The organism is Streptomyces sp. SP18BB07 (assembly GCF_036322545.1).
GTDB lineage: Bacteria > Actinomycetota > Actinomycetes > Streptomycetales > Streptomycetaceae > Streptomyces > Streptomyces deccanensis.
Map to the genome: position 1 here is coordinate 19,983 of NZ_JAQYWT010000256.1, position 16,905 is coordinate 36,887.

The 16,905-nt window shown below is 70.0% G+C and carries 14 protein-coding genes; 5 read left to right on the forward strand and 9 right to left on the reverse strand.

The features are described from left to right. Positions 1-3: 3 nt before the first annotated feature. The gene (locus tag PUR53_RS10220) at positions 4-528 is read right to left on the reverse strand and encodes a PadR family transcriptional regulator (RefSeq protein WP_329898191.1); all 525 of its coding nucleotides are present in this window, start codon (positions 526-528) and stop codon (positions 4-6) included. Positions 529-862: 334 nt separating this feature from the next. On the opposite strand from PUR53_RS10220, the gene PUR53_RS10225 reads away from it, so the two are divergent. Next, entirely contained in the window at positions 863-3,241 is a 2,379-nt protein-coding gene (locus PUR53_RS10225) for a transglycosylase domain-containing protein (RefSeq protein ID WP_329898467.1), read from the forward strand. A gap of 195 nt (positions 3,242-3,436) precedes the next feature. Here PUR53_RS10225 and PUR53_RS10230 read toward each other — a convergent pair whose 3' ends face one another. The 4 genes from PUR53_RS10230 to PUR53_RS10245 all read right to left on the reverse strand — a co-directional run bounded on the left by PUR53_RS10230 (position 3,437) and on the right by PUR53_RS10245 (position 9,897). Beyond that, entirely contained in the window at positions 3,437-5,566 is a 2,130-nt protein-coding gene (locus PUR53_RS10230) for an ATP-binding SpoIIE family protein phosphatase (protein ID WP_329908066.1), read from the reverse strand. Between the two features lie 343 nt (positions 5,567-5,909). Beyond that, complete coding sequence (gene fomD / locus PUR53_RS10235) at positions 5,910-6,602, reverse strand: cytidylyl-2-hydroxypropylphosphonate hydrolase (protein WP_329898193.1); 693 nt, start codon at positions 6,600-6,602, stop codon at positions 5,910-5,912. A 114-nt stretch (positions 6,603-6,716) separates the two neighbouring features. Then, on the reverse strand, positions 6,717-8,102 hold the full coding sequence (locus tag PUR53_RS10240) for a class II fumarate hydratase (protein ID WP_329908068.1): 1,386 nt from the start codon (positions 8,100-8,102) through the stop codon (positions 6,717-6,719). 127 nt (positions 8,103-8,229) lie between these two features. Then, positions 8,230-9,897, reverse strand: a complete 1,668-nt coding sequence (locus PUR53_RS10245) for a fumarate hydratase (RefSeq protein ID WP_329898195.1) — start codon at positions 9,895-9,897, stop codon at positions 8,230-8,232. A gap of 182 nt (positions 9,898-10,079) precedes the next feature. On the opposite strand from PUR53_RS10245, the gene PUR53_RS10250 reads away from it, so the two are divergent. Beyond that, on the forward strand, positions 10,080-10,802 hold the full coding sequence (locus PUR53_RS10250; RefSeq protein ID WP_239757000.1) for a DUF1707 SHOCT-like domain-containing protein: 723 nt from the start codon (positions 10,080-10,082) through the stop codon (positions 10,800-10,802). A 174-nt stretch (positions 10,803-10,976) separates the two neighbouring features. Further along, the gene (locus PUR53_RS10255) at positions 10,977-11,354 is read left to right on the forward strand and encodes a WhiB family transcriptional regulator (protein ID WP_086758788.1); all 378 of its coding nucleotides are present in this window, start codon (positions 10,977-10,979) and stop codon (positions 11,352-11,354) included. Between the two features lie 73 nt (positions 11,355-11,427). Here PUR53_RS10255 and glpX read toward each other — a convergent pair whose 3' ends face one another. After that, on the reverse strand, positions 11,428-12,462 hold the full coding sequence (glpX, locus tag PUR53_RS10260) for a class II fructose-bisphosphatase (protein ID WP_329898196.1): 1,035 nt from the start codon (positions 12,460-12,462) through the stop codon (positions 11,428-11,430). Between the two features lie 125 nt (positions 12,463-12,587). Between glpX and PUR53_RS10265 the strand changes: the two genes are divergently transcribed. Further along, entirely contained in the window at positions 12,588-13,106 is a 519-nt protein-coding gene (locus tag PUR53_RS10265; protein ID WP_329898197.1) for a DUF4245 domain-containing protein, read from the forward strand. 73 nt (positions 13,107-13,179) lie between these two features. On the opposite strand, the gene PUR53_RS10270 is transcribed toward PUR53_RS10265, so the two are convergent. The 3 genes from PUR53_RS10270 to xseA all read right to left on the reverse strand — a co-directional run bounded on the left by PUR53_RS10270 (position 13,180) and on the right by xseA (position 15,479). Next, entirely contained in the window at positions 13,180-13,770 is a 591-nt protein-coding gene (locus tag PUR53_RS10270) for a malonic semialdehyde reductase (protein ID WP_329898198.1), read from the reverse strand. 172 nt (positions 13,771-13,942) lie between these two features. Further along, a complete protein-coding gene (locus PUR53_RS10275) occupies positions 13,943-14,218 on the reverse strand; it encodes an exodeoxyribonuclease VII small subunit (protein ID WP_329898199.1) in 276 nt (91 codons plus the stop codon). 10 nt (positions 14,219-14,228) lie between these two features. Further along, entirely contained in the window at positions 14,229-15,479 is a 1,251-nt protein-coding gene (gene xseA / locus PUR53_RS10280) for an exodeoxyribonuclease VII large subunit (protein ID WP_329898200.1), read from the reverse strand. 326 nt (positions 15,480-15,805) lie between these two features. Here xseA and PUR53_RS10285 point away from each other — a divergent pair, with 326 nt between their 5' ends. Then, positions 15,806-16,816, forward strand: a complete 1,011-nt coding sequence (locus tag PUR53_RS10285; protein WP_329898201.1) for a 4-hydroxy-3-methylbut-2-enyl diphosphate reductase — start codon at positions 15,806-15,808, stop codon at positions 16,814-16,816. The last annotated feature ends 89 nt before the right edge of the window (positions 16,817-16,905 follow it).

Sequence of the window (16,905 nt, forward strand, 5' to 3'; positions counted from 1 at the left end):
GGCTCACCGGGTCACCGCCTCGGCCAGCTTGCCCAGTCGGGCGGCGGTCAGCTCCAGCCATCGCAGATCGGCCTCCAGATGGAACAGGGCGTGGTCGCAGATCAACTGGTCGGCCAGGTCGCCCTTGCGCTTGCGGTCGGTGAGGATGCGCATCATGCGCAGGTGTTCGGAACGCTGGGTGTCGAGGATGTCGGCCGCGTTCCGGTCGGTGAGCAGGGCGAGGACGACCTTCGTGTAGAGGGTCGACTGCAGATACGGCTCGGGCTTCTCGGGTGTCGCGAGCCACCGCTGGACATCCGTGATGCCGGCCTCGGTGATCGCGTACCGCTTGCGCTCGGGTCCGTCGCCGGGCTCGATGCCGTCGACCTCGACGAGGCCGTTCTTCAGCAGCCGCGACATCGTCGAGTAGACCTGGCCGTAGTGCAGGGGCCGGTCGTGACCGAACTTCTCGTCGAAGGCCCGCTTCAGGTCGTAACCGTGTCGGGGCCCGGACTCCAGGAGTCCCAGGAGGGTGTGACCGATGGACATGAGCACGACTGTACACACGAGGTATACACCGCACGTATACCTACCGTGTATAGACCTCCGGCGGATACGAAGGGGGCGCAGGTCAGGGCCGATTGTCACGGTTCTGTCACCGAGACCGTCAGGAACTCATGGGTCGGGTGGGGCAACCATCGCCCCTGTTGGAACGTCCGTTCCGGTGGGATGAGGTCTGTGACCGCGCCTCGCGCGTGCGCTTTGTCACGTCGTCACAGAGCGGACCGACTCCCTCTTGTCATAGTCCTCGGTGTTAGCTTGCTGAGCTGACAAGACCCGAGTGACGTATGAGACCGAGCAGAAGTCGGAGCGGACCGGAGCCATGGGACGAGCGGAAGAAAGACGAGCGCGGCAGCGCGGCGGTCGCCGCGCGGCGCCCCAGCGCTCCTCCGGAGGCGATGCGGGGGCGACGGCCGTCATAACCCCGCCCGAGGGCGGCGGCCGGGCGGCTGCCAGGGCCGCGGCCAAGGCCGGCGGCAAGAAGCAGCAGAAGAGCCAGAAGAGCTTCCTGCGCCGCCTCTTCACCTGGAAGAAGATCCTCGGCACCTTCTTCGGTGTCTGTCTGCTCGGCATGGGCGCCTTCATCGTCCTCTACCTGATGATCGACATCCCCAAGGGGAACCCCGAGGCGACCCAGGAGAGCAACGTCTACAAGTTCTCCAACGGCAAGATCTTCGCCCGCACCGGCGACACCAACCGCGAGATCGTCGAACTCGACAAGGTCCCCAAGCCGGTCCAGATGGCGTTCGTCGCCGCTGAGAACAAGACCTTCTTCAACGACCCCGGCGTCGACTTCAAGGGCATGGCGCGCGGTGTCATCAACACCCTCTCCGGCAAGGGCAAGCAGGGTGGCTCGACCATCACCCAGCAGTACGTCAAGAACTACTACCTGACGTCCGACCAGACGGTGACCCGCAAGCTCAACGAACTGGTCATCTCCCTGAAGCTGGAACGCGAGGAGTCCAAGGACTACATCCTCGCGGGCTACATCAACACCAGCTTCTACGGCCGCAGCGCCTGGGGCATCCAGGCCGCCGCCCAGGCGTACTACCGCAAGGACGCCAACAAGCTCACCGTCCCGGAGGGCGCCTACCTCGCCGCGCTGCTCCAGGCCCCCAGCCAGTACGACCTGGCCACGGCGACCCCGACCGGCAAGAAGCTGGTCACGGCGCGCTGGAACTACGTGCTGGACAACATGGTCGAGATGAAGCAGCTGACCGCCTCGAAGCGGGCGGACATGACACTTCCCAAGCCGAAGGCCCCCCAGGCCGCCGCCGGCATGGCCGGCCAGAACGGCTATCTGGTCGAGGCCGCCAACAACCAGCTGGCCAAGCAGCTCGTGGCCTCGGGCAAGGCGGACGACACCGAGGACGCCAAGGCGCTCATCGACCTGCGCGGCTGGACGATCACGCTGAACATCGACCCGAAGAAGCAGGCCGCGCTGGAGAAGGCCGTCAAGGAACGCCTCACCAGCAAGCTCGACCCGAAGAAGCGCAAGGTCGACAAACACATCCAGGCCGGCGCCGTCTCCGTCGACCCGAAGACGGGCAAGGTCGTCGCGATGTACGGCGGCGTCGACTACGTGGAGCACTTCACCAACAACGCCACCCGCCGGGACTACCAGCCCGCCTCCACCTTCAAGCCCGTGATCCTCGCCGCGGCCGTCGACGAGGACGCCGAGACGCAGGACGGCGACCCGATCACCGCCAACACGATCTACGACGGTGACAGCCGGCACAAGGTCACGGACGACGGCACCGCGGTCGGCTTCGCCCCGCCCAACGAGGACAACGTCGACTACGACGACGTCACCGTACAGACCGCCATGAACAAGTCCATCAACTCCGTCTTCGCCCAGATGGGCGTCGACGTGGGCATGGAGAAGGTCATGGAGGTCGCCGGGAAGCTCGGCATGGACACCGAGGGCATGGAGGCCGTGCCCGCCCAGACCCTGGGCTCCATGGGTGCCAGTCCGCTGGAGATGGCCGGCATCTACGCCACCCTCGACAACCACGGCAAGAAGGTCACCCCGACCATCATCGCCGAGGCCAAACGCCGGGACGACAAGGTCGAGTTCGACGACCCGATCGGCGAGCAGGTCATCACCCGCGAGGCGGCCGACACGGTCACCTCGGTCCTCACCGGCGTGGTCGACGACGGTACGGCCAAGGTGTCCGTCCGCGACAACCCGGCCCGCGACGGCCAGCAGGTCGCCGGCAAGACGGGTACGTCCGACGAGAACCGCTCCGCCTGGTTCACCGGCTACACGCCGAACCTCGTGACCTCCGTCGGCCTCTTCGGCGAGGACATGAGCAAGAACGGCAAGCACGTCTCGATGTACAACGCCCTCGGCGTCCCCCGGGTCAACGGCGGTGGCTTCCCCGCCCAGATCTGGGCCACGTACACCTTCGGCGTGATGGGCAAGACCGCCAAGTTCGAGCTGGAGACCAAGCAGGGTGCCGCGGTCGCGCCCACGCTGTCCCCGACCCCGTCCGTGAAGCCGTCCGAGACCCCCTCGGAGACGCCCACCACGGACGAGCCGAGCAGCGAGCCCGCGACGACCCCGGAGACGACCCCGGAGACCACCCCGGAGACGACCCCCGAGGAAACCCCCTCGACCACCCCGGAGGAGACCCCGTCGGGCGACGCCGGCGGCATCGAGTTCCCGACGAACCCCAACGATCCCCAGGTGGACGACTAGCGGACGACTAGCGATCGAGAAAAGCGTAGGGCGCCCGGTGAATCACCGGGCGCCCTTTGCGCGTCTGAGGGCCGCAGGCCCTCCAGGGGCGCGGGGCTGTGCCGATTTGCGGCTCCGCCGCGTGGGCGCGAGAAGCCCCACCGGACCCGCACCCCCCGAACTCACGGAAGCCCTACGGCGCTCCCGCGAAATCCCTCACGCCTGGTTGAGCTCGAACCAGACGACCTTCCCCGCGCTCAACCGCGTCGCCCCCCACCGCTTCGCCAGCCGATTGACCAGGTAGAGCCCACGGCCCCCCTCGTCCGTCGCCCGGGCCTGCCGAAGCCGCGGCAGCTGCGGCACGTCGTCGGTCACCTCGCACCGCAGCACATCGGTCCGCAGCAACCGCAGGGTGACCGGCCGCGTCGCATACCGCACCGCGTTGGTGACCACCTCGCTGATCAACAGCTCGACCGAGTCGGTCAGTTCCTCCAGACCCCAGCGGGACAGCGCATGCCGGGCCAGCCGACGCGCCCGCCCCGGAGCCATCTCCTCCGGCTCCAGGAACCAGTACGCGACGTCGCTGGGAGCGATCCCATCGAACCGCGCGGCGAGCAGCGCGATGTCGTCGTCCCGGTCACCCGGGCCAAGCATGTCCAGCACCTCGTCGCACAGCGCTTCCAGCGGCGGCGGATGGTCCGGCCCGGTCAACTGCGCGGTCGCGGCCAGCTTCTCCCGCAACTGCTCTATCCCGGTCCACACGTCCCGCAGCCGGGACTCCACGAGCCCGTCGGTGTACAGCAGCAGCGTGCCACCGGCCGGCGCGTCCAGCTCTACCGCCTCGAAGTCCACCCCGCCCACACCGATCGGCGCGCCCGGCGGCACCCGCAGCACCTCGGCGCGCCCGCCGAGATGCAGCAGCACCGGCGGCGGATGCCCGGCGTTGGCGATGGTGATCCGGTGCGAGACCGGGTCGTACACGGCGTACAGACAGGTCGCCATGCGATCCGTACCGAGCCGCTGGGCCTGCTCGTCGAGGTGGTGCAGCACTTCCTGCGGCGGCAGGTCCAGCCCCGCCAGGGTCTGCGCGGTGGTCCGCAGCTGCCCCATGATCGCGGCCGAGGTCATCGAATGACCCATCACATCGCCCACGACCAGCGCGACCCGGCTCCCCGGCAGGGGGATCGCGTCGTACCAGTCACCGCCGACCCGCGCGGTCTCGGCGGCCGGCAGATACCGGTGCGCGAGCCGCACGCCGGTGCACTTCGGCAGCGCCTCCGGCAGCATCGTGCGCTGCAACTCGTCGGCGATGTACGCCTCGCGGCCGTAGAGCACCGCCTTGTCGATGCCGAGCGCGCTGTGCGTGGCGAGCTGGGCGGCGACCAGCAGGTCGTCCTGCTCGAACGCCATCCGCTCCGGGCGGCGCAGGAAGACGGCCGCGCCGATCACGCGGCGCCGCCCGCGCAGCGGCGCGAGGATCGCCCGCTGGCCGGTCGGCACGGTCAGTTCGGCGTCCGGGCCCAGCAGTTCGGGCAGCGCGTCGTGCGCGGCGGGCGCGTCCGCGAAGACCGGGCGCACCCCCCGCAGCACCTCGGCGAGCGCCCCGCCGGGCCGTACCTCGCACTGCTCGGCGGTGACGACCGCGAGGTCGACCGGCTCCGGCTGCTGGAGCGCGGACGGCATGAAACCGCCCTCGGTGTCCCGCTCCTCGGGGATCCGGTCGGTGCGGCGCAGCCGCAGCACCATGGGCCCGGTGGGCCGCTCGTCACCGACCGGCAGCGGCTCGCGCAGATACACGAGGATCGCGTCCGAGAACGTCGGCACGGTGGCCCGGCACAGACCCATCACGATCTCGTCCAGGTCGATGCCCCGAGCGATCCGCCGGGTCGCGGCGCCCACGAAGCGCAGCCGGTCGCCGTCGCGCCGCATGGGCATGGGGGCGCCGGGCGGCACTCCCTGCCCGCCGCGACGCTCCAGGCCGCCGCTGCCGCTGTTGCCGCCGCTGCCGCCGCCCGACCGGTCCGGCTCACCGCCGGGCTGCGCCGGGATGGTCTCCGGCGCGGGCCTCGGGCGGTGCGGGTCGGGCTCGGTGGCCGCGGGCTGAGAGTGCTCGGAGAGCGCCGGCTGGGCGTGCTCCGAGAGCGCCTCGCTCTTCGCGCACGGGGCCGCGGCGCCCGGCTCGGCCGGTGCGTCACCCATGCGTGCCTGAGCGGGTAAGGCCGTGGCGGGCGCGGTGCGCGTCGGCTCCTGGGTACGCAGAAGCGCCCCGCGGGGGTCCGTGGGGCCTGCGCCACCCTGAGGGCGCTCGTGGGAGGTGGGGTGCTCCGTCACGCGTGTCGAATCCATCCGTCCGGGACTGCGCGTCGTGAGCGCAGTGCGTCCCGCAAACCCGATACTTCGTCCCGCAGAAAGGCCGATACCCGGATTACGTGTCCTGGGAACGGAATTCCCGCGTGGTCAGAGGCAGTTCCTGTGGCACACACGGTACCGGCGGGCTCGCCGAACGACAGTACTGCCCGTCCGTCGGGCCGTCTCCGGCTCGTCCCGGTGTAACCCTCGTACCCCTTGATCACGTCTTGCCGCCCCTCGGTGACGTACGGTCAAGCCCTGCCCGAACTGCGGGAGTTGCCCCTGTGAACTCTTGCGGAGGACGATCCTACGGTTGCGGACCGGGGGCGCATCAAGGGTCTCATGAGGACAAGTGCGCGGGCGTACGGTCCCAGTCGTCCGGGAGAGACGGTACTCCCCATGCCGGATTCGGGCGCCAGTGCTGCCAACCGTCCGAGAACGGCGGGCCCCACGCGCGGATCACCTCCACCGCCGACCGCCCCGCCTCCCGGACCCGCTCGGCCGCCGAAGCGTCCATCAGACCGTCCTGCTGGGCCTGCGCGAACTCGTCCTCGTCGAGCCAGTTCCACGATCGGTCCGGATACACGCAGATGTCCAGGAAGTGGTCCTCGGAGTCCACACCGCCGTCCCAACGAGCCAGCGGCGTCTCCAGGTTGACGTACCAGTTCTTGAATCGCCAACCCTGCTCCCAGAACAGCCACACCGACCACGGTTCGCCCGGCCGTGCCAGCTTCAGCACTCCGGTGCCGGACCAGCGGCCGAGCCGCACGCTCCGCGGCTCCTTGTAGCGGGAGGCCAGCGGTACCGAGTTGAGCGAGGCTCCGTCCGCCAGCGCGGGTCGTACGCACTCGGTGCCGGGCGCCAACCACACCGCCAGCAGCTCCGCGTCGTCGCGCACCACCGTGACGGGACGCGCGATATGGAAGCGTTCGCCGCCGTTCTCCCGGTAACGCCACAGGATCTGACTCCCCGGCTCCCAGAGCGCCGTCGACCCGTCCGCTTCCACTCGTCTCACCACTCCGTCGTCTCCCATGCGCAGATATTAGGTGTCATGCGCATATGACGCTGCGGTACCGGTCACGGTTCACGCCTTGGCGGGAATCGGTTACCCGGGGGACACCCGCGAAGGCCGGAACTCGCCCTCCGGTCACGGCCGTGTCATCCGCAGGACATCCAGCGCCTCGTCGAGCTGTTCCAGCGTCAGATCGCCGCGCTCCACGTAACCGCTGTCCAGGACGACCTCGCGGATGGTCCTGCGTTCCGCGAGCGCCTTCTTGGCGACCTTCGCGGCCTCCTCGTATCCGATGTACTTGTTGAGCGGGGTGACCACGGACGGGGACGACTCGGCGTACTCACGGGCCCGTTCCCGGTTCGCGACGATCCCGTCCACGGTCCGGTCGGCGAGCAGCCGCGAGACGTTCGCCAGCAGCCGGACGGACTCCAGGACGTTCTTGGCGATGACCGGCAGCATGACGTTGAGCTCGAAGTTGCCGGAGGCGCCCGCCGTGGTGACCGTCACGTCGTTGCCCGTGACCTGCGCGGCGACCATCAGCACGGCCTCCGGGATCACCGGATTGACCTTGCCGGGCATGATCGAGGAGCCGGGCTGGAGGTCGGGCAGGGAGATCTCCGCGAGACCGGTCCGCGGCCCCGACGCCATCCACCGCAGATCGTTGGCGATCTTGGTGAGGGAGACGGCGATCGTACGGAGCTGGCCGGACGTCTCGACGATCCCGTCCCGCGCGCCCTGCGCCTCGAAGTGGTCACGCGCCTCGGTCAGCGGCAGCCCGGTGGCCCGCGCGACCTCCGCGATGACGGCGGCGGAGAAACCGGGCGGCGTGTTGATGCCCGTGCCCACCGCCGTGCCGCCCAGGGGGAGTTCGGCGAGGCGGGGGAGCGAGGCGGTGAGCCGCTCGACGCCGTAGCGCACCTGGGCCGCGTATCCGCCGAACTCCTGGCCGAGAGTGACCGGTGTGGCGTCCATGAGATGTGTACGACCGGACTTCACGACGTCCGCGAACTCCGCCGCCTTCCGCTCCAGCGCCTCGGCCAGGTGCTCCAGGGCCGGGATCAGATCACGGGTCACGGCGGCGGTGGCGGCGATGTGGATGGAGGAGGGGAAGACGTCATTGGACGACTGCGAGGCGTTGACGTGGTCGTTCGGATGGACGTCCCGACCGAGCCGCTCGCTCGCCAGGGTGGCGACGACCTCGTTGGTGTTCATGTTCGACGACGTCCCGGACCCGGTCTGGAACACGTCCACCGGGAAGTGCGCGTCCCAGCGGCCCTCCGCGACCTCCTCGGCCGCCTCCCGGATCGCCTCGGCGATGTCCTTGTCGAGCACGCCCAGTTCGGCGTTGACCTTCGCGGCGGCGCCCTTGATCCGGGCCAGGGCCTCGATGTGGGCGCGCTCGATGTGCTGCCCGGAGACCGGGAAGTTCTCGACCGCCCGCTGGGTCTGGGCCCGCCACTTGGCGTCCGCCGGCACGCGGACCTCGCCCATGGAGTCGTGTTCGACGCGGTAGTCACTCATGTCCGGTACAGCGTCCCGGCCGGCCGTGATGTTCCCAGCCGTCCCCCGTGAGGGTGAGCACGACATACGGCGGCCGGGCCCGAGACCGGGCCCGGCCGCCGTCACGCCTCCTCGGGCGCCGGATGCGTTACGCCAGTCCGGGCCCGCGCACCGGGATCGACGTGAACGTGGGCGCCGGGGCCGGGTCCTTGAAGAAGTCGTTGCCCTTGTCGTCGACGACGATGAACGCCGGGAAGTCCTCGACCTCGATCTTCCAGACGGCCTCCATGCCGAGCTCCTCGTACTCGACGACCTCGACCTTCTTGATGCAGTCCTGCGCGAGGCGGGCGGCGGGGCCGCCGATGGAGCCGAGGTAGAACCCGCCGTGCGCGCCGCACGCGTCCGTGACCTGCTGCGACCGGTTGCCCTTCGCCAGCATCACCTTGGAGCCGCCCGCCGCCTGGAACTGCTCCACGTAGGAGTCCATCCGGCCGGCCGTGGTCGGCCCGAACGAGCCCGACGCGTACCCCTCAGGGGTCTTCGCCGGTCCCGCGTAGTACACGGGGTGGTCCTTCAGGTACTGCGGCATCTCCTCGCCCGCGTCGAGCCGCTCCTTGATCTTGGCGTGCGCGATGTCACGCGCCACGACCAGCGGCCCGGAGAGCGAGAGCCGCGTCTTCACCGGGTACTTGGTCAGCTCGGCGAGGATGTCGTCCATCGGCTGGTTGAGGTCGATCTCGACCACGTCGCCGTCGGCCTGAAGGTGCTCGTCCGTGGTCTCCGGCAGGAACCGCGCCGGGTCCGTCTCCAGCTGCTCCAGGAAGACGCCCTCGGCGGTGATCTTCGCGACGGCCTGGCGGTCGGCCGAGCAGGACACGGCGATCGCGACAGGGCAGGAGGCGCCGTGCCGCGGCAGCCGGACGACCCGCACGTCGTGGCAGAAGTACTTGCCGCCGAACTGCGCGCCGATCCCGATCTTCTGCGTCAGCTCGAAGACCTTCTCCTCCAGCTCCTTGTCCCGGAACCCGTGCCCGAGCGGCGACCCCTCGGCCGGGATCTCGTCCAGGTAGTGCGCGGAGGCGTACTTCGCGGTCTTCAGCGCGTACTCGGCGCTCGTGCCGCCCACCACGATCGCGAGGTGGTACGGCGGACAGGCGGCCGTACCCAGCGAACGGATCTTCTCCTCCAGGAACTTCATCATGGACGCCTCGTTGAGGACGGCCTTCGTCTCCTGGTACAGGAAGCTCTTGTTGGCGCTGCCGCCGCCCTTGGCCATGAACAGGAACTTGTACGCGCCGCCGTCGGTGGCGTACAGCTCGATCTGCGCCGGCAGGTTCGACCCGGTGTTCTTCTCCTCCCACATGGTGAGCGGAGCCATCTGCGAGTAGCGCAGGTTCAGGTTCAGGTACGCGTCGTAGATGCCCTGGGACAGGGCCCTCTCGTCGCCGCCCTCGGTGAGCACGTTCTGCCCGCGCTTGCCCATCACGATCGCCGTACCGGTGTCCTGGCACATGGGCAGGACACCGGCGGCCGCGATGTTCGCGTTCTTCAGCAGGTCGAGCGCGACGAACTTGTCGTTGCTCGACGCCTCGGGGTCGTCGATGATCCGGCGGAGCTGCGCGAGGTGCGCCGGACGCAGATAGTGCTGGATGTCGTGGATCGCCTCGGCGGCCAGCTTGCGCAGCGCCTCCGGCTCCACCTTGAGGAACGTCCGCCCGTCGGCCTCGAAGGTGGAGACACCCTCGGAGGTCACCAGCCGGTACGGGGTGGTGTCCTCTCCCATGGGGAGCAGATCGGTGTACTCGAACTCAGGCATGTCGCCCATTCCTCACTCGGCGCTCGGCGCTCGACACAACGGCGCGGCTGGCCTCCATCGGCAGCGTCCACCAGCGTAGAACCTGCCTCGGGAGCCGGGCTTGTGAGGTAAGGCTCAGTTCGTCGGCCCCGAGTTGTCCACACCCCTGGTCGCGATCTATCGCGAGTGGGTACGCTGCTGCCGTGGACCTTCAGAAGCGCCCCACCCAGGAACCGCCGTTGTCCGCCGCCGAGCTGCGCGCCTCCGACGCCGACCGCGACCGGATCGCCGACCTCCTGCGCGACGCCCTCGCCGAGGGCCGCCTCACCGCGGAGGAGCACGCCGAGCGCGTCGAGGGCGTGCTCGCCGCGAAGACGGTGGGCGAGCTGGACGTCTTCGTACGGGACCTGCCGGCCGGCCAGGCCCGCAAGGCGGGGCCGGTGTATGTGCCGCCCGTCTCCTCCGTGCCCAACCGGCCGACGCCCGGCGCCATCCCGATCGACCCCGACGACCGGCTGGTCGCCGTCTTCAGCGCCTCCACGCGCAAGGGCCGTTGGCGGCCCGGCCGCCGTATCCACGCCTACGCGATATTCGGCAGCGTCGAGCTGGACCTGAGCGAGGCGCTCTTCGAGCACCGCCAGGTGATGATCAAGGTGTTCGCGGTCTTCGGCAGCGTCGAGATCCGGGTCCCGGAGAACGTCTCGCTGCGCGGCAGCGGCGGCGGTGTCCTCGGTGACTTCGCGGTGGACGCGCTGGACTCGGCCGAGACCGACGCCCCCGTGGTCTATGTCGACGGCCTGGCCGTCCTCGGGAGCGTCGAGGCGAAACCCAAGCGGGGCAAGGTGATCGCCGATCTCCTCGGCCGGGTCTCCGACCATGTCGCCCGCAAGGTCGACGATCATTTGCGCAAACATCTGGACCGTTGACGGTTGTGAATTCGACCACTCTCGGACAGCTCCCGAAGGGATCTGATCCGCTTGTGACCACACGGTGTTGACAACGAATTCCAGCGGTTCGGGACTCAGTGCATAGGCCCGCGCACAGCGGGTAGGCCTTGCTGCATCGTCTCTCGCTCGCGAAGCCGTCGTCAGGAGTAGACCGTGCTGCATCCGCCGCATTCGTCCCTGCAGGTCGCTGCTGTTCCGCCCCAGCGGGTGCCAGTGCGAGACAGGGACCAGGACGCCCCGTGGCACACGGAGGCCGTGTGCCGGCGTGACGAGGCCGGGCTGTTCTTCGCCCCCTCCAAGGAACCCACCGCGTCCCGGCTCTCCCGCGAGGAGGCCGCCAAGCGCGTCTGCGCCCGCTGTCCCGTCATGGTCGAGTGCCGGGAACACGCACTCCTGCAACCCGAGCCCTACGGCGTCTGGGGCGGCCTCACCGCCGCCGAACGCCGCGTGGTGCTGGCCCGCAGGCGCCGCCGGGACCTCGAACTGAAGAAGGCCGCGCGGGCCAACGGGACGATAGCGGCGGCGGGTTAGCCCGCACCCTCACCAACAGGGCGCCCTCTCCGCACAAGAGGGCGCCCTGCCGGCTTCGGCGCGACCGGCGGAGCTACTTGGCCTTCTCGAAGTCGATGGAGCTGTAGGCCCGCAGCTTGCTCAACCGATGCGTCGAGTCGATCCGCCGCACCGTCCCCGACTTCGACCGCATCACGATCGAGTCGGTGGTCGCGGTCTCCGACCGGTATCGCACCCCCCGCAGCAACTCGCCGTCGGTGATGCCCGTGGCCACGAAGAACACGTTCTCCCCGGAGACCAGGTCGTCGGTCATCAGCACCCGGTCGAGGTCGTGCCCCGCGTCGATCGCCCGTTGCCGCTCCGCGTCGTCCTTGGGCCACAACTTGCCCTGGATCGTGCCGCCGAGACACTTCACCGCGCAGGCCGAGATGATGCCCTCGGGCGTACCGCCCACCCCGAGCAGCAGATCGACGCCGGTGCCCTCGCGCAGCGCCAGGATCGAGCCCGCGACATCGCCGTCGGAGATCAGCTTGATCCGCGCCCCGGCCTCCCGGATCTCCTGGATGATGCCCTCGTGCCGCGGCCGGTCGAGGATGACCACGGTCACATCGTCCGGCGCGGACCGCTTGGCCTTGGCGACCCGGCGGATGTTCACGGAGATGGGCGCGTCGATGTCGACGAAGTCGGCCGCCTCGGGCCCGGTGACCAGCTTGTCCATGTAGAAGACGGCCGACGGGTCGAACATCGTGCCCCGGTCGGCCGCCGCCAGCACGGCGATGGCGTTGGTCATGCCCTTGGCCGTCAGCGTCGTACCGTCGATCGGGTCCACGGCGATGTCGCACTCCGGCCCGGTGCCGTCACCGACGCGCTCGCCGTTGAAGAGCATCGGGGCCTCGTCCTTCTCGCCCTCCCCGATCACGACGACACCGTTCATCGACACGGTGGAGACGAGGGTCCGCATGGCGCGCACGGCCGCTCCGTCCGCCCCGTTCTTGTCCCCGCGGCCGACCCAGCGGCCCGCGGCCATCGCGGCCGCCTCGGTCACCCGTACAAGCTCCAGGGCGAGGTTGCGGTCGGGGGCCTCGGAGGGGACTTCGAGCTCGGACGGCAGATGATGGTTCTCGGTCATCGGAGCGCACCTTTCTGATACGACGACGGCCGGATGAGGGTTCCGCTCGACTCTATCGTCAGTTCGACAGAATGAGCAGGGGACCCCACGGATGAGCAGACCGGGGTACCTGCGACGATGAGGACGTGGCAGGTACGAAAGGCAAGCAGACCGTTCGCGACATGGTCCTCTCCCTGGGGCTCATCGTGCTGGCGGCGTGGGTCATCTATCTCTTCATCCCGCACGACGAGACCGAGCGGGAGCCCAAGCGCGTCGACTACCGCGTCGAACTGCTGACGGCACGTCGCGCGGCTTCCTACCCGGTGGCCGCGCCCGAGGGTCTGCCCGCCGCCTGGAAGGCGACCTCCGTCCGCTTCCAGGGCGACGAGTCCGATCACTGGCACCTCGGGTTCCACGACCCCGACGGGCAGTACGTGGGGATCGAGCAGTCCGCCGAGCAGCCGTCCCGGTTCATCCCGGACGCCACCCAGGACGCGAAGAAGACCGGGACCACGCAGGAGATCGGCGACCAGACCTGGGACCGGTACGAGGGCGACCGCTACGACGCCCTCGTCCTCCAGGGCGAGAACTCCACCACCGTGGTCACCGGCTCCGCGTCCTTCGCGCAGCTGACGAAGATGGCCGAGGCGCTCCGGACGGAGTGACCGCACGGCGGGACGAGACGCGCGAAGGGCCCCGGCGGTGCGCCGGGGCCCTTCGTCGTGGCTGCGGTGGGGCTCAGACCGTGGTGACGACGTGGTCGAAGTCCAGGCGCGGGGAGCGCGGGTGGGCCGCGTCCTCGCCCGGCCGGCCGATGTTGACGACCATCAGCGGGGTGTGGTCGTCGTCCAGGAACTCCTTCTGGACACCGGCGAAGTCGAAGCCGGTCATCGGACCGGCGGCCAGGCCCGCGGCGCGGACACCGATGATGAAGTACGCGGCCTGGAGGGCGGCGTTCATCCCGGCGGCGGACTCGCGGGCCGCGCGCTCGGCGAAGAAGACGTCCTTGGCCTGCGGGAACGCCGGGAACAGGGTCGGCAGTTCCTCGTGGAACTCGTTGTCCGCGGCGAGGATCGCGACCAGCGGGGCGGCGGCCGTCTTGGCCTGGTTGCCCTCGGCCATGTGCGGCACCAGGCGCTCACGGGCCTCGGCGGAGCGGACCAGGACGATGCGCAGCGGGGTCTGGTTGAAGGCCGTCGGGCCGTACTTGACCAGGTCGTAGATCGCCTGCACCTGCTCCTCGGTCACCGGCTCGTCGGTGAACGAGTTCGCGGTGTGGGCCTCGCGGAACAGCAGGTCCTGGGCGGCGGGGTCGAGAACGAGCGACATGGAACAACCTTCGTGCGAGGACGATGTGGGGTGTACGTCCCCGACCGTACGCCAATGAAGTTCAACCTTCAACAAAAGGCCGAGTGCGGTGATCCGCTTCACAGTGTCCTGGGCGTGTCAGCCGGACCGTGGAGGCCGGCGGCGCGGGCGAACAGGGCCTCGACCGAGCGGGTCAGGACTCGGCCCCGCCCTCCCCCTCCTCGTCCTCCGCCAGCGCCGCGTCCAGCCGCGCCCGTGCCCCCTCCAGCCAGCGCCGGCAGACCTTGGCGAGCTCCTCGCCGCGCTCCCAGAGGGCGAGGGACTCCTCCAGCGTCGTACCGCCCGCCTCCAGACGTCGGACGACCTCGATCAGCTCGTCCCGCGCCTGCTCGTACCCGAGGGCGCGGTCGGCCTCCGAGACCCCGGCGGCCCCGCTCGTCCCCTCGGCCTCACTCACGTTGCTGGTCATGCGGCCCACCTTATGCGTCCCCTCCGACAGTCCCGGTCTCGTCCACGGCCCCTGCTCCGTCGACCCGGACGACGAACTCACCCTCGGCCACCCGCGCCCGCAACGGCTCCTCCGGCCCGACCTCACCAGGGGCGCGCACCACATGCCCGTCCGTCTTCTGCAGCACCGCGTACCCCCGCTGGAGCGTCGCGGCGGGGGAGAGGGCCACCACGCGTGCGTGCGTGTGCGTCAACTCCGAGGAGGCGCGGTCCAGATGGTGCCCGAGGCAGCGGCGCCCCCGGTCGAGCAGCGAGGCCACCTGGTCGGCCCGCTCGTCGATCATGCGGTGCGGGTCCTCCATCGAGGGGCGCGCCAACGCGTGCGCCAACCCCCGCTCCTCCCGCTCCACGAACGCCCGCACACACCGTCGCGCCCGGTCCCGCAGCCACCGCACCCGCTCGTACTCCTCGCCCACGTCCGGTACGACCTTCTTGGCCGCGTCGGTCGGCGTGGACGCGCGCAGGTCGGCCACATAGTCCAGCAACGGGGTGTCCGGCTCGTGCCCGATCGCTGACACCACCGGCGTACGACAGGCCGCGACCGCCCGTACGAGCTGCTCGTCGGAGAACGGCAGCAGGTCCTCCACGCTGCCGCCGCCGCGCGCCACCACGATGACGTCCACGCCCGCCAGTGCGTCCAGCTCCTTCACCGCCTGCACCACCTGCGGCACGGCGTGCACGCCCTGCACGGCGACGTTGCGCACCTCGAAGCGGACGGCCGGCCAGCGGTGCCGCGCGTTCTCCAGCACGTCCCGCTCGGCCGCGGAGGCCCGGCCGCAGACGAGCCCGATCAGCTGCGGCAGGAAGGGCAGCGGCTTCTTCCGCTCGGGCGCGAACAGCCCCTCGCTCGCCAGCGACTTCTTCAACTGTTCCAGCCGGGCGAGCAGTTCACCGACCCCGACCGGCTTTATCTCGGTGGCCCGCAGCGACAGCTGCCCGCGCGGCGCGTACCACTCGGGCTTCGCCAGGACGACGACCCGGGCGCCCTCGCTCACCACGTCGGCCACCGAGTCGAACACCTGGCGGTAGCAGGTCACGCCCACGGAGATGTCGTGCGACGGGTCCCGCAGCGTCAGGAACACGACGCCCGCGCCCGGGCGCCGCGACAGCTGGGTGATCTGCCCCTCGACCCATACCGCGCCGAGCCGGTCGATCCAGCCGCCGATGAGGCGGGAGACCTCGCCGACGGGGAGGGGGGATTCGGCGGATGTGTTCAGAGCCATGCGGCCGAGCGTAGTGGGGGGCGCCGACAAGGCCGCCTCATGGCTCGGGGGTTCGGGTTTCGTCGGCGGGTGCGGGTGCGTGGGGCTTCTCGCGCAGTTCCCCGCGCCCCTGAAAGCCAGGCCCTGCGGGCCTGAAAGACCACGGCCCTGCGGGTCTGAAGGCGACGGGGCTGCGGGCCTGAAAAGCACGGGGCGCAGCCCCTGCTTTTCAGGGGCGCGGGGAACTGCGCGGGCAACCACGAACCACCCGCACCCGCCGACGCATCCGAACCCCCACCCCGGGCCGCGCCCCCATCGGCGAAGGCCCCGCCCGGGAACCCCCTACGATGGAAGACATGACCGCTTCGCCTGGCCGCCGCCGTGTCCTCCTCGCCGCCCCGCGCGGCTACTGCGCGGGTGTCGACCGCGCGGTGATCGCCGTCGAGAAGGCCCTGGAGCAGTACGGGGCCCCGATCTACGTCCGCCACGAGATCGTCCACAACAAGTACGTCGTGCAGACCCTGGAGAAGAAGGGCGCCATCTTCGTCGAGCAGACGGAGGAGGTCCCCGAGGGCAACATCGTCATGTTCTCGGCGCACGGCGTCGCCCCGACCGTCCACGAAGAGGCCGCCCGCGGCAAGCTCGCCACCATCGACGCGACCTGCCCGCTGGTCACCAAGGTCCACAAGGAAGCGATCCGGTACGCCAGCGAGGACTTCGACATCCTCCTGATCGGGCACGAGGGTCACGAAGAGGTCATCGGCACCTCGGGCGAGGCACCGGACCACATCCAGCTGGTCGACGGCCCCGAGGACGTCGCCAAGGTCGAGGTCCGCGACCCGTCCAAGATCGTGTGGCTCTCCCAGACCACCCTGTCCGTCGACGAGACGATGGAGACGGTCGGCGCGCTCAAGGAGAAGTTCCCGCTGCTGGTCTCGCCGCCCAGCGACGACATCTGCTACGCCACACAGAACCGTCAGCTCGCCGTGAAGCAGATGGGCGCCCAGGCGGAGCTGGTCATCGTGGTCGGCTCCCGCAACTCCTCCAACTCGGTCCGCCTCGTCGAGGTCGCCAAGCTCGCCGGCTCCCGCGAGGCGTACCTCGTGGACTTCGCCAGCGAGATCGACGAGGCCTGGCTGGAGGGGGTCGAGACCGTCGGCGTCACCTCGGGCGCCTCGGTGCCGGAGGTCCTCGTCGAGGAGGTCCTGGAGTGGCTGTCCCAGCACGGCTACGAGGACGTCGAACTGGTGAAGGCCGCCGAGGAGTCGATCACCTTCTCCCTGCCCAAGGAACTCCGCCGCGACCTGCGCGAGGAGGCGGCCTCCCTGGTCGCCGAGCGCACGGGCCAGGGCGCCTGACCCTCCGAACCCGCGCGTACGGCCCCGGAACGTGAAGGTTCCGGGGCCGTCCCCGTTCGGTGTCGTGAGGATCCCGGCTCCCCGTCGGC

What these genes read in the sequence shown, in the direction of transcription:
- PUR53_RS10270 (WP_329898198.1), bottom strand. Translation starts at nt 13,770, where the DNA reads ATGTCGCTCGTTCTCGACCCCGCCGCCCAGGACCTGCTGTTCCGCGAG.
- PUR53_RS10225 (WP_329898467.1), top strand. Translation starts at nt 863, where the DNA reads ATGGGACGAGCGGAAGAAAGACGAGCGCGGCAGCGCGGCGGTCGCCGC.
- fomD (WP_329898193.1), bottom strand. Translation starts at nt 6,602, where the DNA reads ATGGGAGACGACGGAGTGGTGAGACGAGTGGAAGCGGACGGGTCGACG.
- PUR53_RS10230 (WP_329908066.1), bottom strand. Translation starts at nt 5,566, where the DNA reads ATGGATTCGACACGCGTGACGGAGCACCCCACCTCCCACGAGCGCCCT.
- PUR53_RS10285 (WP_329898201.1), top strand. Translation starts at nt 15,806, where the DNA reads ATGGAAGACATGACCGCTTCGCCTGGCCGCCGCCGTGTCCTCCTCGCC.
- PUR53_RS10240 (WP_329908068.1), bottom strand. Translation starts at nt 8,102, where the DNA reads ATGAGTGACTACCGCGTCGAACACGACTCCATGGGCGAGGTCCGCGTG.
- xseA (WP_329898200.1), bottom strand. Translation starts at nt 15,479, where the DNA reads ATGGCTCTGAACACATCCGCCGAATCCCCCCTCCCCGTCGGCGAGGTC.
- PUR53_RS10275 (WP_329898199.1), bottom strand. Translation starts at nt 14,218, where the DNA reads ATGACCAGCAACGTGAGTGAGGCCGAGGGGACGAGCGGGGCCGCCGGG.
- PUR53_RS10220 (WP_329898191.1), bottom strand. Translation starts at nt 528, where the DNA reads ATGTCCATCGGTCACACCCTCCTGGGACTCCTGGAGTCCGGGCCCCGA.
- PUR53_RS10245 (WP_329898195.1), bottom strand. Translation starts at nt 9,897, where the DNA reads ATGCCTGAGTTCGAGTACACCGATCTGCTCCCCATGGGAGAGGACACC.
- glpX (WP_329898196.1), bottom strand. Translation starts at nt 12,462, where the DNA reads ATGACCGAGAACCATCATCTGCCGTCCGAGCTCGAAGTCCCCTCCGAG.